Below are 24,701 nucleotides of genomic sequence, written 5' to 3'. Positions count from 1 at the left end.
CGGCGACCACCCTGTCGGTCCAACGGTGACCCCGAGGGCTCAGCGAAGCGCCCCCGCCGTGCTCGACCGCTCCACCAGCCGCGTCGACAGCTCCGTGCGCGTGCTGTCCGGCCGGTCCCCGTCCATCATCCGCACCAGCAGCCGCAGCGCCGTGGCCGCCATCTCAGACAGGGGCTGGCGGACCGTGGTGAGGGCCGGGGAGATCCAGCGGGCCTCCGGCAGATCGTCGAAGCCGACCACGCTCATGTCGTGCGGCACCCGCAAGTCACGTTCTGCCAAGGCCTCGTAGACCCCGAGGGCCATGCGGTCCGAGCAGACGAAGACGGCCGTCGGCGGTTCGGGCAGATCGAGGAGTTCCAGCATCCTGCGGTGGGCGAGACCCTCGTCGAAGCCCGCGTGCCGGACGTACTCGGGGCGGTGCCGCACCCCGGCCGAGGCGAGCGCCGAGCGATAGCCCGCCACCCGGGCGGCGCTGCACATCTTGCGCTGATGACCGGCGATCACGGCGATCCGCTCATGGCCGAGGGCCAGCAGATGCTCGGTCGCCATCACACCGCCGTGCCAGTTCGCCGCGCCCACCGACACCACGCCCGGCGGCGGTTCGAGGACCGGGTCGATCATCACGAACGGGATGCGGTGCTGCTCCAGCCACGAGTACTGCGACGCCGTCAGCTCGGCCAGGTTGAACAGCACCCCGGAGGAGCCGCGTGCGATGAGCTTGTCCAGCCAGCCCCGTTCCGGGCGGCTGCCCCGCGTCCGGGTCAGCCCGGCGGACACCACGACCTCCAGGCCGGCGTCGTGGGCCGCCGCCTCCACGCCGTGCAGCACCGCGCCCGACCACGAGGTGTCCAGCGAGTGCACGACGAGATCGACCAGGCCCGGTGTCTTCGCCGCCTCGAAGCGCGGTCTGCGCACATAACCGAGCCGGTCCAGCGCCTCGGTGACCCGGCGGCGGGTCTCGGGGGCCACGTCCTCCCGGCCGTTGACCACCTTGGAGGCGGTGGGGACCGACACCCCGGCCTCGCGTGCCACGACCGCGAGGGTCGGCCCGGCAGCCACGCTCGCACCGCCCGTACGGACCATCGGGAACCACCTCTCCGGCCCGCCCGAGGGCCATGAAAAGTTTCGACCAGCACGGAAACAGTAAGCGCTTCCTACCCTAGGTTCGCCGCGCCGAGTCCGGAAGAGCCCGGAGTTCTCAGGACCACTCGGGAGACGACTTTCGAAACTTCGAACACACCCCGGGCTACCAGCAGATCAGGCGGAATCCCGTGAAGTCGGCCGTGAACGACGCGTCGACGAGATCCACGGCGTGGACACCGGCCATCACCCCGGTGAAACGCAGCCTGGAGCCGTGGTCGTCGGACAGCTGCGTGAAGTCCAACGGCGGCCCGACCGGCGTCCGGACGCCCTCGTGGACGTACCAGAACCGGGCCCGCCCCTCGTCGACCGTCACCCCCAAGGTCAACGGCGCCTCCGCGGCCACCTCCACCTCGGTCACCCGCCGGGTGCCCGACTCCTCCCGCTCCGTGAGAGCGAGCACCGTACGGCCCTCACCCCGCCACTGCTGCCCGCACTGCTCCTCGCACACGGGCTCCGCCCAGGTGAGGTCGAGGCTGAGATACGACTCCGAGTCGTACCGCAGGACCAGCCCCGCGGCCTGCGTGAAGGACCGGGGCCGCGCCTGAACCGTCACCTCGGCCTCCGCGCGGTGCTCGGTGATCCGCCGCGCCAGCAGACTGTGCGCCCACCGCGACTCGGGACCGTGCCGACCGCGCAACCGGATCCAGCCGGGCCGGGTGGTGGCATCGGCCCAGCTCGGGTCGGCGGGGCCGCGCAGGGTGCTCCAGGGCCAGCCCAACGGGTCTTCGGGAACCGTGAGTTGAGATATCGACTCCTCCTCCGTCTCGACAGGCGGCGTCGCCACGTCCACCTCGACCGCCGGATGCGAACCCCCGTGCCGCAACCTCGGCCAGCCCTCCGCGTCCCAGACGACCGCCTGGATCGCCGTCTCCCGCCCCAGCGTGCAGCGCGGACCGTCCGGCGTGTTCAAGGGGCGGGCCGCCAGATGGCTCAACACCCATTCCCCGTCCGCCATTTGCACCAGCTCGCCATGACCGGCCTTCTGCAACGGCAGCGACGGATCGTCCCGGGACGTCAGCAGCGGGCGGTCGTCGAGTTCGTACGGCCCGGTGACCGCCCGACCGCGCGCCATCAGCACCCCGTGCTCGAACCCGGTGCCGCCCTCCGCCAGGACCAGGTGGTACCAGTCGCCCCGGCGCACCAACTTCGGCCCCTCGACGAGCCGTTCATGCTGGAGCAGCAGCTGAGTCTCCCCGAGCGGGCCGAGCGTCTCCCGGTCCAGCTCGGTCAGCACGATCCCCGCGAAGCGCCGCCCGCCCGGCCGATGGTCGTTCTGGAGGTTGAGCAGCCACAGCCGGCCCTCCTCATGGAAGAGCGCCGGATCGAACCCATGGCTCGGCAGCCGGCGCGGCTCCGACCACTTGCCGCCGGCCTCCAGGGCCGTACTGACATACGTGTCCACATCGAAGTACGGCGTGCCGACCGACCGCACCACCGAGTAGACCACCCAGAAGCGCTCACCGTCCCAGCTCAGCGAGGGCGCCCAGATGCCGCCCGAGTCGGGCACACCGGCCAGCGAGTCGCCGGGGGCCGCGCCCCGGACATGGCCCGCGTATTCCCAGTGGGCCAGGTCCCGGGAGCGGTGGATCGGGATCGTCGGGAACCACTCGAAGGAACTGGTCGCCACGTAGTACCAGTCGCCGACCCGGACCATGGAGGGGTCGGGGGCGAAGCCTCGGATGACCGGATTGCGCAGGACGGTCACTTCAGGGCCCCCAGGGTGACGCCGGTGCGCCAGTAGCGGCGCATCGCGACCATCATGATCGCCATCGGGATGATGGACAGCAGGGCGCCGGTCAGGACGAGACTGGTGACGTCGACGCCGGACTCCAGGCGTTTGCCGGACCAGTTGTACAGGCCCAGGTTGAGGGTCCAGTTCTCCTCGCCGCGCAGCACGGTGAGCGGGAGGAAGAAGGCGTTCCAGGTGTTGACGAAGGCGAGCAGGAAGACGGTCGCCCCGCCCGTCGTCATCATCCGCAGCACGATGCTGAAGAAGATCCGCAGCTCACCGGCGCCGTCGATGCGGGCCGCCTCCAGCAGCTCGAACGGAATGGTCGCCTCGGTGTAGACCTTGGCCAGATAGACACTGAACGGGTTGATCAGACAGGGGATCAGCATCGCCCAGGGCGTGTCGACCAGCCCGATCGCCGAGAACAGCAGATACAGCGGCAGCGTCAGCAGCGCGATCGGGATCAGGAACGACCCCACCACACAGGCGAACACGGCACCCCGCCCGGGAAAGTCGAAGCGGGCCAGACCGTACCCCGTGGCCAGCGCGATCAGTGTGCCGCCGGCGGAGCCGACACCGGCGTACAGGAACGAGTTGGCGGTCCAGCGCAGGAAGATGCCGTCGTCGTAGGTGAACACCTGCTGGACGTTGTCCCACAGATGCCAGCCGGAGAGCCAGAGCCCGTTGCTCTGGTACAGGCCCACCCGGTCCTTGGTCGCGGCGACCGTCAGCCAGTACACCGGGAAGAGGCTGTACACGCTGGCCAGGATCAGCCCGAGCAGCAGGAAACGCTGACCGCCCCGGGAGCGCGCGGCCGGATCAGGGCGGGTGAGCCGCCGGACGGGGCGGGTCGGCGGCCGGTCCGCGCCGTGCTTCCGCCCGGTCTTCTCGGTGAGCGCCATCAGTCCGCCTCCTTCGAGGTCAGCCGGTAGAAGAGGAAGGAGGCGATGCCGAGGATCAGGGCGAGCAGCACCGAAAGGGCCGCGGCGTAGTGGTAGTTGCCGGCGTTGAACGCCTGGTTGTAGATGATCATGATCGGGGTGAAGCTGTCGCTGACGGTCTGCGGGGTCACGTTCCGGAACAGCGCCGGCTCATTGAAGATCTGCAGCATCTGGATGATCGACAGCAGCGCGGTCAGCACCAGCGCGCCGCGCACGAACGGGATCTTGATGCTCAGCGCGATCCGCAGCTCCGAGGCGCCGTCGAGACGCGCGGCCTCGAACAGCTCACGGGGCACGCCCTGGAGCGCCGCGTAGATGATCACCATGTTGTAGCCGATGCCGTGCCAGGTCAGCAGATTGCCGATGGCCGGCCACACCATCGACGGCGCGAAGAAGTTCCAGTCGAACCCGAAGACCTCGCCGAGCGGGCTCAGCGGCCCCACTTCCGGGCTGTACAGATTGATCCACACGATGGCGGCGACCACACCCGGGATCATGTACGGCACCAGCAGCAGGATCCGGAACCGCCCGGCCGCCTTCGTGGTGACCGCGTCCAGGAAGAGCGCCAGCAGCAGGCTGATCAGCAGCATGAACGGGATCTGCACACAGGCGAACAGCACCACCCGCAGGATGGAGGACAGGAACGCCGAATCGGTCAGCCCGTGCCGGTAGTTCTCCAGGCCCACGAACTCGGTGGTCGCACCGCCCAGTCCCAGCCCCGACTGCTTCTGCAGAAACAGCGACTGGTAGATGGCGTAGCCGATCGGGAGCAGATAGAGGAAAGCGAAACCGAGCTGGAAGGGCACCGTGAACGCGGCGCCCTTCCAGCGCTGGGAGCGAATCATCGAGTGTGCCTCAGCCCTTGACGCTGATACCGCGCTGCTTCAGGTCGGCGACCGTCCACTCCTGCATATGCGCCAGGAGGTCGGTGACCTTCTGCTCCTTGCTGACGACCTTCGCCCACTGGTCCTGCATCTCGGTGAACATCGCAGTCCAGTTCGGCCCGAAGGTCCAGTCGGTGGTGACCGTCCCCAGGCTGTCCGTCACGACCTTCTCTCCCGGCTCGTAGTTCTTGCCGAGCAGCTTCTCGGAGATCGCCTCGGAGACATACGAGTCGCTGTCCGCCAGCGCCGGCATCACACCACTGCCGGTCTCCGGACTGGCCATGGTCTTCACGGCGCCGGTGTCGGTGGACATCCACAGCGCCGCCTTCGCGGCCTGCTCCTTGTTCTCGCAGTCCTCGGTCACCAGCGTCAGATTGCCGCTCTGATTGGTTCCGGCCGGCGTCTTGGCCGCCTCGCCCTTGAAGGTCGGCCAGGGCGAAAGCGCCCACTTGCCGAAGGACTTGGTGAAGTTCTGCACCATGCCGGACATCTGCCAGGTGGAGATCTGCCGGGTCGCGGTGCCGCCGTTGTCGTAATTGCGCTGCACGGCGGCGTAATCGGCGAAGGACAGCTTGGAGTTCAGATCGTTGTCGACGATCTCCTGGATCACCTTCGCGGCCTTGAGCGTGCCCTCGTCCTGGAAGTCCACCGCCCAGGAGCCGCCGTCGATGCGGTACCAGTGCGCCCCGGCCTGCATCGCCAGCACCTCCAGGGTGCTCGGGTCCTCACCGGCATAGTTGGTGATCTTGATGCCGTGCTTCTTCAGCTCCTTGCCCGCGGCGATGAAGTCGTCCCAGGTCGTGGGTGCCTTGAGCCCGTACTTCTCGAAGATGTCGGTCCGGTAGATGGTGAAGGCGGGCGCCGAGGCGGTCGGCACGCCGTACACCTTGCCCTGGACCTGCCCGGTCGCCCACGACCCGGCGTTGAACTTGTCCTTGTCGCCCTCGACATACTCGGTGATGTCGGCGAGGGCGCCCTGCGACACCCAACTGGTCACATATTCACCGGTGTTCTGCAGCAGACAGGGCGCGTTGCCCGCCTTCACGGCGTTGGTCAGCTGCTTCTGCATCGTCAGCTGGTCGGTGACCTTCGTGTACTTGAGCTGGACGTCCTTGTGGCTGGCGTTGAACGCCTTGACCACGGCCTCCTGGCCGTTGGCCCACCCCCAGAAGTCGAGGGTGACCGGGCCGGACCCCTTGGACCCGGAGTCCTGGGAGTCGTTCCCGCCGCAGGCGGCGAGCAGACCTGTCAGAGCGATTCCCGCGACTGCGGCGGAGGCGAACCTTCTCCGGGGGCTGGTGACGTTCATCTGACGTGATCCTTCGGAATCGGAGAGCCTTCGGGGATGGCGACCCGACCAGGCGGAAGCTGTAGTAAGCGGTTGCAGGGACCGTAGGCTGACGTATCGAGTCATAGCAAGGGGTGTGCGGCAGTTTGTTGCCGTGGGTGGGGAGGAGGGGCGGGGCGGGTGTGTTGGTTGGACGGTGCGGTCGGTGGGGTGAATTGGCAGGTCAGATGGGATCGGCTGGGCGTGCCGGAGTGTCTGGGCGGCGCTCTTCCGGGCTCGGATCGTCTGCGAAAATGATCGGAAACCGATTACGTAACGGAGAGCTGAAGGGAGGGCGGCGACATGGCTCGGAGGGTGTTGTCAGTGCGCGGCCCTGGAGTTCACGCCCATGACGTGGGACCTGGAAAACGGCGCGGTCCGTGCCTTCGCCGATGACTACGACTTCGACGTGGACACGGTCGGCACGCTGGAACTTCCCGGACGGTCACTGTTCCTCGTCTCCCCCGAGGCGGAGGCCGTTGCGCTGTGGGACATCGCCGGCGGCGACGCCGCGGCATGTACCGCGGAACTCAACGCCAGGTGCGATCGCACCGCGGCGACCGGGATGCTCGGGCAACGTCCGGTGCTGCACCGATGTGGAGTTGGCGGAGGGCGGGGAGATGCTGTCGGCTGTCGGCCTGACGAACGTGGGCGGTCGCCCTCGCGTGGTCGGCGCCGGGGGATGCGGCAGCGTCGTCCTGGGGGACATCGACAGCGGAGAGTGGGGCGAGCCGATCGCCGTCACCTGCACCTACGCCCCCTACCCCGACCGGGACTTCACCAGCGTGCTGCGCGCGTGGGACCTGGAGGGAGGCCACGCCCTCGGAGGGCCGGTCGACACGCATGAGGGCGGGGCGCTGGGCGTTCAGCTCGCCGAGTTGGAGGGGCGGACCGTGGCGGTCACGGTGGGGTGCGGTGATGCGGCCGTACGGGTTTGGGCGGTCGGCCGCTGACCAGGGCTGGGCGTTCTTCAACACTGCGTAGGGCGGACTGTCTACGCCCTACGCCCGATCGCGGTCGGCGTTGTTGATGGCGGCCTGGAGTCGCAGCCAGGTCGGATCTGTCGAGGTCGCGGTCGTCACGGATTCCAGGTCATCCGATTCCCAGGTGCGGGTCCCGTCGGTCACGACGAGGTGCGTCTCCAGGTCGCCGTCGTCAGGGATCTCGGAGGTGGCGTCCAGGAACGCGGTGACTGCCGCCGTCGCCTTCTCGCCGCCGCCCGTGCCAGGGGTCTTCTCGGACCCGGAGCGCACGGACACGAGCATCAGATCGCCTCCACCGCCGGCGATGACGAGCTCGCCGGTCGCCGTGGTGCTCAGCCCGGAGACCGGGGAGCCGCCCGGCACGTCGAACTCGACCGCCTGCCGGGTCCCGACGTCGACTTCGACGACCGTCCCGGTGGGCGTTCCGACCCAGAGCACACCAGGCCGGGAAGAACCGAACGCGATGTTGTGACGCGACCACGCGCGCATCTGCTCGAGCCACTCCGGCGGGTAGGGATAGCCCGGGCTGGGCTCGCCGAGAGTCGTCGCCAGAACACGCCGGAGCGAAGGGAACTCGAACACCTCCAGCGAATTGTCGTAGGCGTTGCCGCGAACCGCGAGATGGCGTCCGTCCGGGCTGAAGACCGGCGTCTCGTAGCCGTCGGCGTCCAATATCAACGCCCGCCGCAGCACCCGCATCGTCGCGGGCACGGTCCCCTGGTCGACCCGCGCGAAGAGCACGAGCGTCGCGCCTTGATCACTGGCGAGCGTGGCCACCAACCCGCCGGCGGGATGCTCCGCAACTCCGGTGTCCCAACGCGGGCCGGTGCCGATGGTTCGGGTATCGAGGTCGAGTACGTCGGAGCTGTCCCATGCACCGTCTTCAGCGCCGGACGACGGCGATGCCCACAACGTCCCACCGCCCGGCCCGAATGCCAGGGCGCGGTAGCCGGCACCGGGGGGAAGCCCCTCCACGCCGGAGACCCCGCGAGGAGTCCACCGGACCACGCCCCCCTCACCCGACACGATGAGGAGCGGCAGATCCGGATGCCAAGCCACAGCGGGCGTCCGCTCCATCCGCTCCCAGCCGACGGCATCGCCGTAGGGACTCGACTCGGCGCCGACAGAGCCGAGTTCTCGCAGCCGGCCGGCCTCGCAGCCCCAGATGTGGACGGCGGGACGTGCAGAGTCGAGACCGGCGATCAGGGGAAGCCGTGGATGGCAGGCCAACCGCTCGACCGGGTGCCCGCCACCGACCCGCACACATGCCACGACCTCGACGTCAACAGGATTCACTCCGACACGGTAGTTCCCGCGCGTCACGGTGCCGGGGCCGGGCCCGAAACTGGGTGACAGAGAGATCGCCGTCCGCGGGAGGGCCTGGACGCATTCACGGCGGCCACCGTGAGCGTCCGGGAGGAGATCACCGCTGACGATCCGGAGCCGTGGAGGACCGGGATGCCGACCGCCGCAAAGCCATGGAACGAGTACCGGCGCATGGTCTGACTGGCAGTCTGGTCTTCGCCACTCCCCGACCTAGAGGAACCCATGAAACTGAAACGACTCGCCGCCACGGCAGGAGCAGCCCTGCTGACCGCGCTGGCACTGCCGGCAGACGCCCAGGCCGCCGCCGTTGCCTGCGGAGGCGCGGTCTCGACCCAGAACATCGGCGCACAGGGCTGTATCTCCGCCGAACGGTGGAAGGACGGTCGCGTCTTCATGCGGAACATCACCGCCCACGCCGTCATCACCAACTCCCGCGCCCACGCCTCCTACGTCGACTACGAAGCGTATTTCCGGATCCGCGAAGGAGGCCACTGGGTCAAGCTCGGCAACGGCCGCACGGTCGTCCAGCGTAGGTCCACGATCGGCCCGATCGAGATCGGCAACTCCGACCGTGTCTGCGGCCCCGTCAACGCCACCGCCGAAATCCGGGTCCATGTGAGGCCGGCCGGCGGGGCCTGGAGCAACTGGACCGGAGCCGCGACGAAGCAGTGCCAGACGTGAGCTAGGTACGACGACGCCCCCGCCTCCCGGAGTCGGAGGACGGGGGCGTCACACAGGGCGGTGAAGCCCCTGCCGGCCGGCCCAGCGGCGTCAGTCCTGTCGGAGAGGCGGCCGCACCGAGTTGCGTACGACGACATGGGTGCCCAGCACCAGATGGTCGCCGTCGCCGCCCTTGCGGCGTCCCCCGGTGCCCTCGCGGCGGTCGGCGACGGCGCGGAGGGCGACGCGGCCCATCTCCTCGTACGGCACGTGGACGGTGGTGAGTTGGGGGGTGAGCTGGGAGGCGAGCGGGATGTCGTCGTAGCCGACGATCGACACGTCCTCCGGCACTCGCCGGCCCGCCGTGCGCAGGGCCTGCATCGCGCCGGCGGCGACCACGTCCGTCCCCGCGAGCACGGCCGTGAAGTCCGGGGTTTCCTCCAGGGCCGTCTCCACGGCCTCGTAGCCGTGCTCGTAGTCGTACGGCCCGTGTCGCACCATGCCCGGGTCGAAGGGCACGCCGTATGCCTCGAAGGCCCGCCGTGCGCCCTTCAACCTGCCCTGTGCGGTGGTGAGTTCGGCATGACCAGGCAGCACGAGGACCTTGCGGTGCCCGGCCGACAGCAGGTGGCTGGCCATGGCGTAGGCGCCGCCCTCGTTGTCGTAGTCGACGGTCGTGGCCGGTACGTCGCCCTCCAGCGGTGGCCTGCCGACGAGGACCAGATGGGACCCGGCCGCGTCCAGCGAGCGGGCGAACCTGGCCATGCGCAGCTGGTACTCGTCGTAGTCGTAGGCGCCGCCCAGCAGCACCACGGCCGCGACACCCTGCTGGCGCATGAGGTTGACGAGCGCGAGCTCCCGCTCCGGGTCGTCCCCGGTCGTCCCCACGAGCGAGAGCCAGCCGCGCAGGGTGGCGGCGCCCTCCACGCCCTTCGCCACATGGGCGAAGGCGGCGCCGGTGATGTTGTTGATGAGGATCGCCACGGTGGGTGTGCCGCCGCCGGCCAGCGAGCGGGCGTGGGCGTTGGTGACGTAGTCCAGGTCCCGGACGACCTTCATCACCCGTCGGCGCAGATCCTCCGACACCGGGTAGTTGCCGGACAGCACCCGCGACACGCTGGCAACCGAGACCCCGGCGCGCTCCGCCACGTCCCGGATGGTGGCCCGGCCGACGTCACCGGCCGCCTTGCGCTGACTCACCCTGCGGCTCCTTCACCCTCGCCCACCTCACGGAAACCGTATCCCATCGTTTACCGAGGACCAGGACAGCCGTTGCCCCGCCCCACTCAGGCCCCCAGCACCCATCCGACGCCGAGCAACGGCCCACCAACTCCCACTGAGCCCACGCGCCGGCCGGGAGGGAGCCGCAGGGGGCGCGTCGGTGTCGAGAGGCCGAACGCGCGGAGGCGCGAAGCGCCGAGCACGATCGGCCTCTCGACACCGACATGTGGCGCCCCCGAAGGCGACCGACCCAGACATTCGGCACGCCAGCTGCAAGGCCCGGCAAGTCAGGCCACCCCAACCGACCCCACCCCAACCCGCCCCGACCCAACCAACCCCACCCCCCTCAAGCCACCCGAGCCAAATCCCCCCTCCGCACCTCATGCTCCAGCGCTCTCCCACCCGCCACCCGCTCCAGCTCCTCCACCACGATCCGCCCCAGCCGCTCCAGCTCGTTCCCGAGCGACCCGGCGATATGCGGTGTGAGGAAGACGTTGGGCAGGTGGTACAGCGGCGACCCCGCGGGCAGCGGCTCCGGCTCGGTCACATCCAGCACCGCGTGCACCCGCCCGGAAACAAGCTCATCCGTCAGCGCCTCGGGATCGATCAGCGCCCCCCGCGAGGTATTGATCAAGACCCCACCGTCCCGGATGAGAGCCAGCCGCCCCCCGTCCAGCATCCGGTACGTCTCCGGGATGTCCGGCGCGTGCAGGCTCACGATGTCGCTGTGCCGCAGCAGGTCCTCCAGGGACAGCAACTCCGCGCCCAGCTCGGCCGCTTCGCCCGCGCTGACGTATGGATCGTGCAGCAGCACCGTGAAGTCGAACGGTCGCAGCAGCTCCAGCAGGCGTCTGCCGACCCGGGACGCTCCGATGACGCCGACGCGACGGCCGACGTTGCCGGTGCCGGCGGTCTCGGCCTGCGTCGGATAGGTGTGCGTGGTGCGGAAGCGCTCCCGGTGGCGGAAGGTGTCCTTCCCGGCGAGCAGGATCATCGCGAGCGTGTACTCGGCGACCGGCAGCGCGTTTCCGGTCACGGCGCTGGACACGGAGACGCCGGCCTTCCACAGCGCGTCGCCGACCAGCGAGCGGACCGAGCCGGCGGCGTGCAGCACGACATGCAGCGCGGGCATGGCGGTGAGGACGTCGGCGTCGAGGTGCGGGCATCCCCAGCCGGTGACGAGCACCTCGGTCCGGGCGAGGGCCTCGGCCGCGGCGGGGTCGGTGAAGTCCCGTACGACGAGCTCCGGGTCGATCTCGGCCGCCTTCCTCAGCCGGGCCATGAGCGGCGGCGGGAAGAGCAGGGGGAGGTGCACCGGATCCATCGCGAACACGGCCCTCGGCAGGTGGGGGCTGGGCATAGCTCTCCTGAGGCACTGGTTGAGACGTGACTGACGCTGTGGAGTGGAAACATTTTCTGAAAGCGCCTTCTACCGTAGATCTGCCGGGGGAGTCGGTCAATCGCCGTGGTGGGGGGCTTGTTGCGGAGCGGGGTCTCCTGTGTTGCCCCTGGTGCCTCGGACCTGCGCAGAGGGCGGGTTGAAAGCGGTTTCCGGGAGCTGGTCATGCACCCTCACGAGCCCCTGGCATCGTCCCCGATGTCGGCAACCGGTTTCCTTCTACGGCCCCTCGGAGTCTTTTCGAAAGTTCGCCAAGGCTCTTGACGCCGTTTCCCGTCCGGCAGAAGCTCTGCCCCAATGCACAGCAACCGGTTGCCAAGGATTCACCGGCAACGGGTTCAAACGAACCAAGCAGGAGGTGGTGCGCTCATGCGCCCACAGGCCGGTGCCTCCGTGAGCCGCCGCCGATTTCTGAGTCTCTCCGCAGGTGGCGCCGCGGCCGGCGCTGCAGCGCTGAGCGGCTGCGCGATGCAGGTGTCGAGCGGCGTCAGCGGCTCCGGCGAGACCGTGACCGTGATGGTCAACTCCGGGGACATCCTCCCGGAGCAGGTCCAGCAGGCGAAGAAGGAACTCGGCATCAAGATCGCCCTGGTGAAGTACGACATCACCAAGCTGATCGCGATGCTCACCAGCGGCAACCCGCCCGACCTGGTGCGCGGCGTCGGTGCCGTGGACCTGCCGTACTTCGCGGCGCGTGACGTGGCACAGGACCTGGACCCCTACTTCGCCCGGAGCGACGTCCTCAAGCTCGACGACCTCGACCCCGTGAACGACCTGTGGCGGTTCGACGGCCGTACCCAGGGCAAGGGCCCGCGCTACGGCATGGCCAAGGACTTCTCCCAGGACTCCATGTTCTGGTACAACACCTCGGCGTTCGACAAGGGGGGCGTCGACTACCCGTCGGAGCTCGAGCCGATCACGTACGAGGAGTGGCTGGAGAACGCCAAGCGGCTCGTGCAGCGCAAGAGCGGCCAGACCACCGTGTTCGGCGGCAGTTTCAACGGCCTGACCCGGTCCACGCTCCTGACGACCATGACGGCGTCCGCCGGCGGCAGCCTCTTCAGCGATGACTTCTCCCGGGTCGACTTCACCACGCCCGAGGCCCGCAAGGCGCTGACCTGGTACATCGACTACTGCAAGACCAAGGTCGGCCCGAGCCAGATCCAGCCCGACCCCAACGGCTGGGACGGGCCCACCTATCAGGCCGGGCGGCTCGGCATGTCGAACTCCGGCTATTGGCTGGGCGGCATGATCTACCCCGAGAAGAAGCTGGCGGAGGTGTCCCGGCTGGCGCCGGCCCCGGTGTTCGCGGGCGGTGAGCGGATCAGTGCCTGTCAGGGCGGCACCGGGCTGTGGATGCCGCGCGGGGCGAAGAACAAGGACGCCGCGTGGCGCGTATTCGAGTGGTTCTTCGGCGAGGCACCGGCCAAGGCGCGTGCCTCCGGCGGCTGGGGCATTCCGTCGCTGAAGTCGCTGCGGCCGCTGATGCCGGCGCAGGAGGAGTACCAGAAGCGGGTCCTGAAGGTGCAGGAGAACGAGCTGAAGCATTTCTCGGTCGTCTCCTTCACCCCGTACACCAGGGCGGACGCGATCGACGCCCTCTTCAACCAGATCGCCCCCGCCGCGATGAAGGGCCAGATCTCCGTCGACACCCTCGCAGGGAGCCTGAACTCGGCGATCAACGAGCAGCTGAAGCGCGGTAAGGAGCAGGTGGGATGACGGTCGATCAGATGTCCCCGGTCGCGGACCGGCCCAGCGGCCGCGCCGCGGCGAGCGCTGCCGGACGCGCACCGGCCACGGGCAGGCGGCGGCTCTCGATGACCGCGCGCAGGCACCGGGCGTTCTACCTGTTCACCTCGCCCTGGATCATCGGGTTCCTGCTGCTGACGATCGCGCCGATGGCGTACGCGCTGTGGCTGAGCTTCACCACGTTCGACGGCATCTCGCCCAACTGGAAGTACGTCGGACTCGGCAACTACCGCGAGCTGTTCAATGACCCGGTCACGTGGGACGCCCTGGGGCGCGCGGGCCTGTTCGCGGTGACCTCAGTACCGCTGTCGATCGCAGCAGGACTCGCCCTCGCCGTCCTGGTCAACCGGCCGATCAAGGCGCGCGGTGTCTTCCGCACCCTGCTGTATCTGCCCGCCGTGGTGCCGCCGGTCGGCGCGGGCCTCGCCTTCAAGCTGCTCTTCGACCCGAACTCCGGCGCCACCAACGGCGTCATGACCTTCTTCGGCTTCGAGGCCATCGGCTGGCTCGCCGACCCCTACGTCCGCTACGTACTGCTGATGACGGTGCTCTGGAGCGCCGGAAACGTCATGATCATCTCGCTGGCCGGGCTCCAGGACGTACCCCGGGAACTCCACGAGGCCGCCCGTATCGACGGGGCGAGCGCGTGGCGCACCTTCCGCAGTATCACCGTGCCTCTGCTGTCGCCCGTCCTGCTCTTCCAGACGGTGACCGGGATGATCGCCTCGGTGCAGACGATCATGCCGATGCTGCTGGCCCCGCTCCAGGACACCAGCGGCATCACCACGATCCCGCAGTCCAACTACCTCTACATGATGCACGTCTTCGCGCAGTACTTCGCGCTCGGCCGCTACGGCTACGCCTCCGCGCTGCTGTGGGTGCTCTTCGTCCTGATCCTCATCGCCACCGGACTCATCTTCAAGTTCACGTCCGGCGTGGTGTTCTACAACGTCGACCCGGAGGCGAAGAAGTGACCGCCACGACCGCCACGACGGCCACCACCGCCGGCATACCCGTGCGGGTGAGGGTGCGTACCAGGCGCCTCGCCCTCTACACCGTCCTCGTCTCCGTCACGGGACTCTTCCTCGGCCCCTTCGGCTGGCTGGTCCTCTCCGGCCTGAAGACCCAGGGCGAACTGGCCGCGTCCCCCGTGCACTGGCTGCCCGACACCTTCCAGTGGCACAACTTCACCGACGCCTTCACCCAGATCGACTTCCTCGGCTATGCCCGCAACTCCCTGATCATCGCCCTCCTCTATGCCGCGCTCGTCACCCTCAGCTCCGCTTTCGTCGGCTTCGGCTTCGCCCGGCTCGACGCGCCCGGCAAGAAGGTGCTGTTCGGGGTGCTGCTCGGCTCGATGATGCTGCCGCAGATGGTCACCCTGCTGCCGACGTACCTGATCTTCGCCAAGCTCGGCATGGTCGACACGTACTGGCCGTGGGTGCTGTGGGGGCTGGCCTCCGCGCCGTATCTGGTCTTCCTCTTCCGGCAATTCTTCGCGGGTCTGCCGCGTGAGCTGGAGGAGGCGGCGATCGTGGACGGCTGCGGCCATACGTCGATCTTCTGGCGGATCTTCCTGCCGCAGTCCTGGCCGGTGCTGTCCGCGAGCTTCATCATCGCCTTCACCTGGACCTGGGGCGACTACATCGCCCCGCAGCTGCTGCTGTCCACCGACCGCACCACGCTCGCCGTCGCCGTGATGACCGCGTACGTCAACGAGGGCGGCACGCCGGTGCCCGAACTCCAGGCCGCCGCCTCCGTGATGTACGTCGTCCCGATCCTGCTGATCTTCCTCGTCGCCCAGCGCGGCTTCGTCGCCGGAATGTCCACGTCCGGGCTCAAGTAGCCCACCTCTTTACCGACTTGTTGACTCAGGAGTCCCGCATGAACACACCTCTGTCCCGTCGCACCGCCCTTCAAGCCGCAGGCGCCACCGTCCTCGCCGCCGGCCTCACCAACCTCACCGCCACCGCGGCCCGCGCAGAAGACGCCGACACCACGAACCGCCTGGTGACCTATCCCGTCCCGGCCGGCGCCCCCGTCAACACCGGCAGCTTTACCGTCAAGGTCCGTACGCCCGGCGACAGTTGGGAGACGCTCGGCGTCCTGCGCCCCACGCTCGCCGAGATCAACCCCACCACCGGCAGCAAGAAGCAGTACAACTCCTCCCTCGCCCACTTCGACTTCTCCGGGCAGGTCGAGGTCGAGGTGACGTACATCAAGGGCGGGGTGCGGAAGGTGCGGGTGCGGCCCGACTCGTACGGCATCGAGCCCGAAGTCATGGCCGACACCCTGCGGTTCACCCTGGACAGACCCCGCAACATCGTCGTCCAGATCAACGACGACCTCTTCGACTGTCTCCAGCTGTTCGCCCGCGCGATCGAGAAGAAGCGGCCCGCGCCGGACGACCCGAACGTCCTCTACTACGGCCCGGGCGTCCACACCACCGCCGACGGCTACCTCAACGTCCCCTCCGGCAAGACCGTCTACCTCGACGGCGGCGCCCTCCTCAAGGCGACCGTCGTCTTCCGGAACGTCGAGCACGCGGGGCTGACCGGCCGGGGCATGCTGGCGGGCACGGCGGCGGGCGGGGCGCTGGTCGAGAACTCTCGGAACATCGCCATCGGCGCCGTCACCATGCTCAACCCGAACGGTTACGCCGTCCAGATCGGCGAATCGACCGGCGTCACGATCAAGGGCATGTGCTCCTTCAGCTCCAAGGGCTGGGGCGACGGCATCGACGTGTTCTCCAGCAGCAACGTCCTCATCGACGGCGTCTTCATGCGCAACTCGGACGACTGCATCGCCATTTACACCCATCGCTGGGAGTACTACGGCGACACCACCGACATCACCGTCCGCAACTCCACCCTCTGGGCCGACGTCGCCCACCCCATCAACGTCGGCACGCACGGCAACACCGACAACCCCGAGGTACTGAAGAACCTCACCTTCAAGAACCTCGACATCTGCGACCACCGCGAGCCCCAGCTCAACTACCAGGGCTGCATCGCCCTCAACCCCGGCGACAGCAATCTGATCAAGAACGTGAGGATCGACGACGTACGCGTCGAGGATTTCCGGTGGGGTCAGCTCGTCCATATGCGGATCGCGTACAACACGAAGTACAACACGTCGGTCGGGCGCGGCATCCAGAACGTCTACATCAAGGACCTCTCCTACACCGGCAAGCCGCTGGCCACCTGCATGATGCTCGGCTACGACGCCAAGCACGCCATCAAGGACGTCACCTTCGAGAACCTCGTCGTCAACGGCACGGTCATCGCCGACTCGATGAAGAAGCCGAGCTGGTACTACACGACCGACAACATCCCGATGCACGCCAACGAGCATGTGCTGAACCTGAAGTTCCTCACCACCGCCGAGGCCGAGGCGGCCGCCGCGTCATGAGCAGCCCGATCCCCGTCACGAGCCGCCGGGGCTTCCTCGGCGGCACGGCCGCCCTGCTGCTGGTCGCGGGTACGAGCGGACTGCTCGCGCCCGGCACCGCGAGGGCGGCCGGCACCGGCACACGCTTCACCCACCCCGGCCTCCTCCACACCGCCGACGACCTCGCCCGCATGAAGGCCGCCGTCGCCGCGAAGGAAGCCCCGATCCACGACGGCTACCTCGCGTTCGCGGCGCACGCCCGCTCCAAGTCGACGTACACCGTCCAGAACACCGGTCAGATCACGTCCTGGGGCCGGGGCCCCACCAACTTCCAGAACCAGGCCGTCGCCGACTCGGCCGCCGCCTACCAGAACGCCCTCATGTGGTGCGTCACCGGCGAGCGCGCCCACGCCGACAAGGCACGGGACATCCTCAACGCCTGGTCCGCATCGCTGACCATGGTCACCGGCGCCGACGGCCCGCTGGGGGCAGGGCTCCAGGCCTTCAAGTTCGTCAACGCGGCCGAGCTGCTGCGGCACAGCGGCTACGACGGTTGGGCGGCTGCGGACATCGCCCGCTGTGAGCGGTCCTTCCTGGACGTCTGGTATCCCGCCGTCTCCGGCTACATGCTCTACGCCAACGGCAACTGGGATCTGACGGCCATTCAGACGATCCTCGCCATCGGCGTGTTCTGCGAGGAACCCGCCCTCTTCGAGGACGCGTTGCGATTCGCCGCCGCCGGTGCGGGCAACGGCAGCGTGGCCAACCGTGTCGTCACCGACTCGGGCCAGGGCCAGGAGTCCGGCCGCGACCAGGGCCACGAGCAGCTCGCCGTCGGACTTATGGGCGACGCCGCGCAGGTCGCCTGGAACCAGGGCGTCGACCTGTGGGCCTTCGACGACCACCGCATCCTCGCGAACGCCGAGTACGCCGCCCGCTACAACCTCGGCGGCGACGTCCCCTTCACCCCCGACCTCGACCGCACCGGCAAGTACATCAAGACGACCGTCTCCGACAAGGCGCGCGGCAGTCTGCCGCCGATCTACGAGATGTACTACGCCCATTACGCCGGTGTCCGCGGCCTCGACACCCCGTACACCAAGGCCGCGGTCCTGCGCGGAAGCGGCGGCACCCGTGTCATCGAGGGCTCCAACGACGACCTCCCCGGCTTCGGCACCTTCACGTACGCCGGCACGAAGCCCCCGTCGCCCACCGCACCGGTCGCACCGTCCGGCGTCACCGCCCTCGGCGACCCCGACGCCGTCACCGTGTCCTGGCTGCCCTCCGCCTGGGCCACGACGTACACCGTCCGGCGGGCGAGCCGTCCGCAGGGGCCGTACGAGGAGATCGCCTCCGGGATCGACAAGCCGCAGTACCGGGACCGTGACGTGCACGCCGGACGGACGTACCACTACACCGTCACCGCCACCAACTCCCTTGGCCACAGCGGCGATTCGAGCCCGATCGCCGCCTGCGCCGGACTGCCCCGCCCCTGGGCCACCCAGGACATCGGCCGGATGAGGATCCCCGGCTCCGCCGCCTTCGACGGTGAGCGGTTCGTGCTGGAGGCGTCCGGCACCGCCGACACCTTCCGCTCCGTCCATCTCCGGCTGCCCGGCGACGGCACGGTCACCGCGCGGATCGTGTTCCCGCTCAGCTCGCAGTACGCCAGGATCGGCGTCACCCTGCGCGACTCCCTCGACGGGGACGCCGCGCACGCCTCGATGCTGATCCAGGGGCTGCCGCTGGCGACCTGGAGCGGCGTGTGGAGCGTACGGACCGGGCGCGGTGCCGCCGTCTCCGGCACCGGATCCATCCCGGTCCCGCCCTCCCAGCGGGGGGCGATCACGGTCGACGCCGCCTTCCCGATCTCCGACCTCGGCGAGCTACCCGAGTCGGCGACCCCGATCGAGGCCCCGTACGTCGAGGGCGCGGGCGACGGCTACCGGCTGCGGGCGCCGTACTGGGTACGGGTGACCCGCAGGGGCCGCCGCTGCACCGGCGCCATCTCACCGGACGGCGTCCGCTGGACCCAAGTCGGGGCGAGCGAGGTCGAGTTGGGGCGTACCGCGTACGCCGGTCTGGTCCTCACCTCCTGTCTCGGTGTCGACGCCGAGTACGCCGAGACCGGCACCGGCGCCTTCGACAACGTCACCGTCACCTCGGACGCCTCCGGCGAGGTCTGGTCGGTACCCCGCCCCACCCGCCCCGCGACCGGCCTGAAGGCGGTCACCGGTGCCGACGCGGTGGAGCTGGCCTGGACCGACCCCGACCTGTCCGCCCGCTACAAGGTGCTGCGGTCCCGGTCGGCCCACGGCCCCTACGAGACGGTCGCGACCGGCGTCGGCCCGGTCGGCTTCGGCACCCGCATCCGGTACGCCGATGCCACGGGGGCGCCCGGGACGACGTACCACTACGCCGTCGCGAAGACGAACTGCGCCGGCCGCGGGCCCCTCTCCGAGCCGTCCTCCGCCGGGATGCCGACCCCGGCCCCACCCCAACTGACCAGCGCCACCGAGGTGTTCGCCAACCGGGGCGTGCCTTTCCGACACCAGCTGCGCGGCTCACACGAGCCGGTGCGGTTCGGTGCGCGCGGGCTGCCGGACGGCCTCCGCCTCGACCGGCGCACCGGTTTTGTGACCGGAACCCCCACCGAGAGCGGCGAGTTCGAGGTCGCCACCACCGTCGGCAATGCCGCGGGCGAAACCATGGGCATCCTCACCCTCACCGTCGGCACACCCCCGCCCGCCCCCTGGACATACGGCGACCTGGGTGACCCGGTGCTCGACGAGCGCGCCTTCGGGACGCTGGGCGTGGTCGCGATCCGGACGCCGGGGAGTACCTCGTACGACCGCGGCACCTTCACCGTGCGCGGTGCCGGGGTCGATCTGTCCGTCAACAACCAAGGAATGACAGGGCAGTTCGTACGGCGGACCGTGCGCGGTGACTGCGAGATCACCGCCCGGCTCGGCTCCCGCACGGGCGCGGGAGCCGACCGGGTGGGGCTGCTGATGGCCAAGTCGCTGTCGCCGTTCGACCAGGCCGCCGGGGTGATCGTCACCGGCGGGACCCTCGCGCAGCTCATGCTGCGCACGACCGTCGCCGGAAAGTCCGCCTTCACGGGGGACGCGGCGGCCACCCTCCCCGGACTGCTGCGGCTGAAGCGCGTCGGGACCGCCTTCACCGCAGCTCTGTCCACCGATGACGGCGCCACCTGGACCACCCTCGCCACCGGCGAGGTCCCCGGGTTCGGTGACGCCCCCTACTACGTGGGTCTGGTGGTCTGCTCCCGCGACCAACTGGCCCGCTGCACCACCGAGTTCGACGAGGTGAGCATCACCACCGACTGATCCCCCCACGGATTGGAGTGCACAACCATGAGCCGCACTTCCCCCCACCAGCACCGCCCCACCGGTGAGTTGAGTCGCCGCGGTCTGCTCAAGGCCGCCGGTGGCGTCACCGCGGCCGTCGCCCTGGGTACCGCGTCCCTCGCCGGGACGGCGGACGCGGCCCCCGCGACCTTCACCCACCCCGGCATGCTGCACAACGCCGGTGACATCAACCGGGCCAAGGTCAGGGTCGCCGCGGGCAACGACCCCTGGCTGTCCGGCTGGAACCGGCTGACCGCCAACTCCCACTCCCAGTCGACCTGGGCGGCCCGGCCCACCGCCACGATCATCCGCGGCGGCGACGGCCAGAACTACCCCCAGCTCTACAACGACATCCACGCCGCCTACCAGAACGCGCTGCGCTGGCACATCGCCGGCACCGCGGCGAACGGCGACTGCGCCGTACGCATCCTCAACGCCTGGTCGGCCACGCTGACCAGCGTCACCGGAAACGCCGACCGCTTCCTGGCCGCCGGCCTCTACGGCTGGCAGTTCGCGCAGGCCGCCGAACTCATGCGCGGGTACGCCGGGTTCGACCTCAACCGGTTCAAGACGATGATGCTCAACGTCTTCTACCCGCTCAACAACCAGTTCCTGACCGGCCACAACGACGCCTGCATCACCAACTACTGGGCCAACTGGGACCTGTGCAACATGGCCTCGATCATGGCCATCGGGATCCTGTGCGACGACGGCGCGAAGTACGACCAGGCCGTCAACTACTTCAAGAACGGCGCCGGCAACGGCTCCATCAAGCGGGCCGTGCCGTTCCTCTACGGCAACGTCGAGGGCTATGACCTCGGCCAGTGGCAGGAGTCCGGCCGCGACCAGGGCCACACCGTGATGGGCATGGGCCAGATGGGCGCCCTGTGCGAGATGGCCTGGAACCAGGGCGACGACCTGTACTCCTACGACGGCCGCCGCTTCATGAAGGGCGCCCAGTACGTCGCCAAGTACAACCTGGGCAGCTCCGTCCCCTACACCACCTACACCTGGGGCACCGGCCAGAACTGCGCCCAGCAGTCACAGACCGTGATCTCCGCCGCCTCCCGGGGCCAGGTCCGCCCCGTGTGGGCCATGCTCCACTACCACTACAACCGGCGGGTGAACCTCGACGACAAGTACATCAGCCAGATGTGCTTCTCCGTCGCCCCCGAGGGCGGCGGCGGTGACTACGGCACCACCAGCGGAGGCTTCGACCAGCTCGGTTTCGGCACGCTGATGTACGCGAAGTAGCCAAGTACGCCGAACGGCCCTCACAGCCGCTCGTGCGCCGGAATATCGGGCCACAATGAGTTGCTCTGATCTTCACGGTGCACGAGCGCGGTGAGGAGGCTGGTGGACGTATGACGGCAGTCCAGGCAGACCCCGTGGTGAGCACGCCCTACGGTGCGGTACGGGGCCGGTACGAGAGTGGCGGCGTCGCGGTGTTCCGGGGCATCCCGTACGCGGCGCCCCCCTTCGGCCCGCTCCGGTTCCGGCCGCCCGAGCCGCCCGAACCCTGGGACGGCGTGCGCGACGCCACGGCGTTCGGGCCGACCCCGCCGAAACCGCCGTACTCCGAGGCCTTCGCCCAGTACCTGTCCGACCCGGTCGTGTCCGGCGACGACTGCCTCAACCTCAACATCTGGACGCCCGAGCCGGGACCGGGCGCCCGACTGCCCGTGATGGTCTGGCTGCACGGGGGAGCCCTGACCCGGGGTTCTTCCGGCGTCCCCGTGTACGACGGGCGGCCCTTCGCCCGCGACGGTGTCGTCCTCGTCTCCGTCAACTACCGCCTGGGAGTCGAGGGCTACGGCTACTTCCCCGACGCGCCCGCCAATCCCGGACTGCGCGACCAGCTCGCCGCCCTGAAGTGGGTCCACGAGTCCATCGCGGCCTTCGGCGGCGACCCCGACCGCATCACCCTGTTCGGCCAGTCCGCCGGTGCCATCAGCATCGGCGCGCTCCTCGCCGCCCCGCAGGCCCAGGGCCTCATCCGACGGGCGATCCTGCAGAGCGGCCCGCCCGAGGCCGCCGAGCGGGACAAGGTGCGGCGCATGGTGCGCCGTATGGCCACGCGGCTGAAGATCCCCGCCACCGCCGCGGCCTTCGCCGAGGTCGACCGCGAGCTGCTGCTGCGCACCCAGGCCGAGGTGGGCCGGCTCAGCAGCCCCGTCCTGGGCGGGCCCGCCTTCGGGATCGTGATCGACGGCGACATGGTGCTGCGGGATCCCCTGCTGGCCCTGACGGAGGGGGAGGCGGCGCCCGGCGTCGAGCTGATGCTGGGCTGGACCCGTGACGAGTACCGGCTGTGGCTGGTGCCCGGCGGGCTCCTGGAGCGCGTCGACCGGCTCGGCGCGGTCGCCCTTGCCGGTGCCATGGCCCGCTGCCACGTCGGCGCCGAGATACCCCGCGGCTACCGCGCCCTGCGTCCCGAGGCCGGCACCGCCGAGATCGTCGGCCAGATGGTCACCGACCACCTGCTGCGCGTCCCCCTGCACCGCCTGGCCGACGCACGCCCCGGCTCGTCGTACGTCTATGAGTTCGCCTGGCCCTCCGCCCTCCCCGACCTCGGCGCCTGCCACGCCCTGGAGCTCGGCTTCGTCTTCGACACCGGAGACGTCCCCGAGTCCCGCAAGCTGGCCGGCGAGGGGGCTCCGCAAGAGCTGGCGGAGGAGATGCACGGGTCGTGGGTGCGGTTCGCGCGGGAGGGGACCCCGGGGTGGGAGACGTGGGACGTCACGCATCCGGTGCGGATCTTCGGCGACGGCGACACCCACACCGCGCACGGCCCGTGGGACGCGGAGCTGGACCTGTGGGCGGCCGCCGTTCCGGCCCGGGAGTCCACCGACGACGTGCCTCCCCGAGGCACGGAGCTGCGGTCGGTGGTACGGCGGCTGCGGCTGCCCGGCGCGGTCCGCAGGCACTGACTCCCGCGGAGGCGGGTGGCCGGCCGGGCCCGCCCGTTTGGCAAGATCCTCGACATGTACGAATACGAGGATCCCTCGCGCTGGACGCCCGAACCGGTGCGGTCCCGAGGGAAGTTGACCCTGCTCTTCATCGCGACCGTCGTCCTCTTCCCGGTGCTGGTCGTGGTGTGGCTGGCGGTGTTCGCCGTCGTGCTCGGCGTGGCCCTGCTGACCGAGGCGATCGCGATGATCAGCAGCCGCTACGAGCGCGGGTTCTCGAAGGTGATGGACCGGGTCATGGACAGGGTCTCGAGCTTGGCCGGGTGGTGCGTGACCTGGCCGGAGCTGCGGCACGAGGGCGACACGGAGTACTACCGGGCCCGCGTCGACAAGAAGGTCGCCCAATGGACGGCCCTCGCCTCCGCCCCGGCCCGCCCCAACAAGGTGAAGCCGCCCGTGGAGTGCGCCATAGCCCTGCGCGACTACCGAGGAGTGGGCGGCGGCTACGTCGCCCACGCGGCCCGCGCCCAGGGCTGGGAGCTGCGGCCCACGGACGTACGCAAGGAGGTACGGCTGTGGTGGTCGGCCGCCTCGCGTCCCGAGCCGCGCTGACGTCCTACGCCTTCGGCGCCACCGAGTTCCGCACCACCACATGCGTGCCCAGCAGCAGATGCTCGTCCGGGTGCTCCGGGGTCCGGCCGAGCGCAGTGCGCACGGCGAGGCGGCCCAGCTCCTCATAGGGGACGTGGACCGTCGTCAGGGCCGGGTACAGGTCACGGGCGAACGGGATGTCGTCGTAACCGGCCAGCGAGATGTCGCCGGGCACGGTCAGGCCCGCCTCGTGCAGGGCGGTCAGCGCACCGGCCGCGACCATGTCGGTGGCGGCGACCACGGCCGTGAACTCCAGCCCCTGCTTCATCGCCCCGCGCATCAGGCGGTGGCCGGAGTCGCGGGTGAAGTCGCCGTGCAGGACCAGCGCCGGGTCGGGGTCCAGGCCACGGGCGCGATGGGCGGCGAGATAGCCGCGCTCACGGCCCTGCGCGGTGGTGTGGTCCGCCCCGCCGCCGAGGAACAGGACGCGCTGGTGGCCCTGGGCGAGGACATGGGCGACCAGGGCGTAGGCGCCGCCCTCGTTGTCGTACTCGATGACTGTGACCGGCGCCCCGGGCCCCAGCGGCGGCCGCCCGCACAGCACCAGTCTCGACCCTGCCGACGCCAGCGAGTCGGCCATACGGCGGGTCCGCTCGCGGTACTCGGGGGTGTCGGCCGAGCCGCCGACCAGGATCACGGCGGCGGCGCGCTGGGCGCGCATCATCTCGACGAACTCCACCTCGTGCTGGACGTCGCCCTCCGTGGTGCACACCAGGCACAGATGCCCGAGCCGCCGGGCCTCCCGCTCCACTCCGTACGCCATGTGCGCGAACGACGGGCCGGTGATGTCCTCAAGGACGAACGCCAGCGTGGGCGTGCCGACCCCCGCGACCGCCTTGGCACGCGCGTCGGCGACATAGTCCAGGTCACGGACCGCCCGCAGCACCCGCGACCGGGTCGACGCGCTCACCGGATACACCCCGCCGAGCACCCGCGACACGGTCGACGCGGACACCCCCGCACGCGCCGCCACATCGCGGATGGTGCTGCGCCCCGCGTCCTCGCTCTTCCTGGTCAT

General features: G+C 69.7%; 19 protein-coding genes. 10 read left to right on the top strand and 9 right to left on the bottom strand.

Translation table 11 applies throughout. The features are described from left to right. Nucleotides 1-39 precede the first annotated feature (39 nt). The 5 genes from IE325_RS04040 to IE325_RS04020 all read right to left on the bottom strand — a co-directional run bounded on the left by IE325_RS04040 (nucleotide 40) and on the right by IE325_RS04020 (nucleotide 6,006). A complete protein-coding gene (locus IE325_RS04040) occupies nucleotides 40-1,083 on the bottom strand; it encodes a LacI family DNA-binding transcriptional regulator (protein ID WP_190068230.1) in 1,044 nt (347 codons plus the stop codon). Between the two features lie 163 nt (nucleotides 1,084-1,246). Further along, nucleotides 1,247-2,848, bottom strand: coding sequence for a glycoside hydrolase family 43 protein (locus tag IE325_RS04035; RefSeq protein ID WP_190068229.1), 1,602 nt, complete (start codon nucleotides 2,846-2,848; stop codon nucleotides 1,247-1,249). Beyond that, nucleotides 2,845-3,774 carry a carbohydrate ABC transporter permease gene (locus tag IE325_RS04030; protein ID WP_190068228.1) on the bottom strand — a complete coding sequence of 310 codons (930 nt, stop codon included), beginning with the start codon at nucleotides 3,772-3,774 and terminating at the stop codon, nucleotides 2,845-2,847. The genes IE325_RS04035 and IE325_RS04030 overlap by 4 nt, the downstream gene beginning before the upstream one ends. Next, complete coding sequence (locus IE325_RS04025) at nucleotides 3,774-4,658, bottom strand: carbohydrate ABC transporter permease (RefSeq protein ID WP_190068227.1); 885 nt, start codon at nucleotides 4,656-4,658, stop codon at nucleotides 3,774-3,776. The genes IE325_RS04030 and IE325_RS04025 overlap by 1 nt, the downstream gene beginning before the upstream one ends. Nucleotides 4,659-4,668: 10 nt before the next feature. Then, the gene (locus IE325_RS04020) at nucleotides 4,669-6,006 is read right to left on the bottom strand and encodes an ABC transporter substrate-binding protein (protein WP_190068226.1); all 1,338 of its coding nucleotides are present in this window, start codon (nucleotides 6,004-6,006) and stop codon (nucleotides 4,669-4,671) included. 638 nt (nucleotides 6,007-6,644) lie between these two features. On the opposite strand from IE325_RS04020, the gene IE325_RS04015 reads away from it, so the two are divergent. Further along, nucleotides 6,645-6,977, top strand: coding sequence for a hypothetical protein (locus IE325_RS04015; RefSeq protein WP_190068225.1), 333 nt, complete (start codon nucleotides 6,645-6,647; stop codon nucleotides 6,975-6,977). A 48-nt stretch (nucleotides 6,978-7,025) separates the two neighbouring features. Here the strand turns inward: IE325_RS04015 and IE325_RS04010 are convergent, their stop codons facing one another. After that, on the bottom strand, nucleotides 7,026-8,303 hold the full coding sequence (locus IE325_RS04010) for a WD40 repeat domain-containing protein (protein WP_229911636.1): 1,278 nt from the start codon (nucleotides 8,301-8,303) through the stop codon (nucleotides 7,026-7,028). Nucleotides 8,304-8,555: 252 nt separating this feature from the next. On the opposite strand from IE325_RS04010, the gene IE325_RS04005 reads away from it, so the two are divergent. Beyond that, nucleotides 8,556-9,014 carry a hypothetical protein gene (locus IE325_RS04005; protein WP_229911635.1) on the top strand — a complete coding sequence of 153 codons (459 nt, stop codon included), beginning with the start codon at nucleotides 8,556-8,558 and terminating at the stop codon, nucleotides 9,012-9,014. Nucleotides 9,015-9,104: 90 nt separating this feature from the next. Here the strand turns inward: IE325_RS04005 and IE325_RS04000 are convergent, their stop codons facing one another. After that, nucleotides 9,105-10,193: a LacI family DNA-binding transcriptional regulator gene (locus IE325_RS04000; RefSeq protein WP_190068224.1), complete on the bottom strand. Its 1,089-nt coding sequence runs from the start codon at nucleotides 10,191-10,193 to the stop codon at nucleotides 9,105-9,107. A 367-nt stretch (nucleotides 10,194-10,560) separates the two neighbouring features. Next, nucleotides 10,561-11,574 carry a hydroxyacid dehydrogenase gene (locus IE325_RS03995; RefSeq protein ID WP_190068223.1) on the bottom strand — a complete coding sequence of 338 codons (1,014 nt, stop codon included), beginning with the start codon at nucleotides 11,572-11,574 and terminating at the stop codon, nucleotides 10,561-10,563. Between the two features lie 408 nt (nucleotides 11,575-11,982). On the opposite strand from IE325_RS03995, the gene IE325_RS03990 reads away from it, so the two are divergent. From IE325_RS03990 to IE325_RS03955, 8 genes are all read left to right on the top strand, one after another. Then, the gene (locus tag IE325_RS03990) at nucleotides 11,983-13,332 is read left to right on the top strand and encodes an extracellular solute-binding protein (RefSeq protein WP_190068222.1); all 1,350 of its coding nucleotides are present in this window, start codon (nucleotides 11,983-11,985) and stop codon (nucleotides 13,330-13,332) included. Continuing rightward, nucleotides 13,329-14,336: a carbohydrate ABC transporter permease gene (locus tag IE325_RS03985; RefSeq protein ID WP_190068221.1), complete on the top strand. Its 1,008-nt coding sequence runs from the start codon at nucleotides 13,329-13,331 to the stop codon at nucleotides 14,334-14,336. Before IE325_RS03990 ends, IE325_RS03985 begins: the two co-directional genes overlap by 4 nt. Then, entirely contained in the window at nucleotides 14,333-15,208 is an 876-nt protein-coding gene (locus IE325_RS03980; protein WP_373315079.1) for a carbohydrate ABC transporter permease, read from the top strand. The genes IE325_RS03985 and IE325_RS03980 overlap by 4 nt, the downstream gene beginning before the upstream one ends. A gap of 38 nt (nucleotides 15,209-15,246) precedes the next feature. Then, nucleotides 15,247-16,773: a glycosyl hydrolase family 28 protein gene (locus IE325_RS03975; protein ID WP_190068220.1), complete on the top strand. Its 1,527-nt coding sequence runs from the start codon at nucleotides 15,247-15,249 to the stop codon at nucleotides 16,771-16,773. Next, nucleotides 16,770-20,102, top strand: a complete 3,333-nt coding sequence (locus IE325_RS03970; RefSeq protein WP_190068219.1) for an alginate lyase family protein — start codon at nucleotides 16,770-16,772, stop codon at nucleotides 20,100-20,102. Before IE325_RS03975 ends, IE325_RS03970 begins: the two co-directional genes overlap by 4 nt. 27 nt (nucleotides 20,103-20,129) lie before the next feature. Beyond that, nucleotides 20,130-21,377: an alginate lyase family protein gene (locus IE325_RS03965; protein ID WP_190068218.1), complete on the top strand. Its 1,248-nt coding sequence runs from the start codon at nucleotides 20,130-20,132 to the stop codon at nucleotides 21,375-21,377. Nucleotides 21,378-21,487: 110 nt separating this feature from the next. Continuing rightward, nucleotides 21,488-23,053, top strand: coding sequence for a carboxylesterase/lipase family protein (locus IE325_RS03960; protein WP_190068217.1), 1,566 nt, complete (start codon nucleotides 21,488-21,490; stop codon nucleotides 23,051-23,053). Between the two features lie 54 nt (nucleotides 23,054-23,107). Beyond that, nucleotides 23,108-23,644 carry a hypothetical protein gene (locus IE325_RS03955; RefSeq protein WP_190068216.1) on the top strand — a complete coding sequence of 179 codons (537 nt, stop codon included), beginning with the start codon at nucleotides 23,108-23,110 and terminating at the stop codon, nucleotides 23,642-23,644. A gap of 4 nt (nucleotides 23,645-23,648) precedes the next feature. Here the strand turns inward: IE325_RS03955 and IE325_RS03950 are convergent, their stop codons facing one another. After that, on the bottom strand, nucleotides 23,649-24,701 hold the full coding sequence (locus tag IE325_RS03950) for a LacI family DNA-binding transcriptional regulator (protein ID WP_190068215.1): 1,053 nt from the start codon (nucleotides 24,699-24,701) through the stop codon (nucleotides 23,649-23,651).

This window comes from Streptomyces lanatus (assembly GCF_014655715.1).
GTDB lineage: Bacteria > Actinomycetota > Actinomycetes > Streptomycetales > Streptomycetaceae > Streptomyces > Streptomyces lanatus.
The sequence above is the reverse complement of the archived record's forward strand: the minus strand, read 5'-3'. Positions and strand labels throughout refer to the sequence as shown.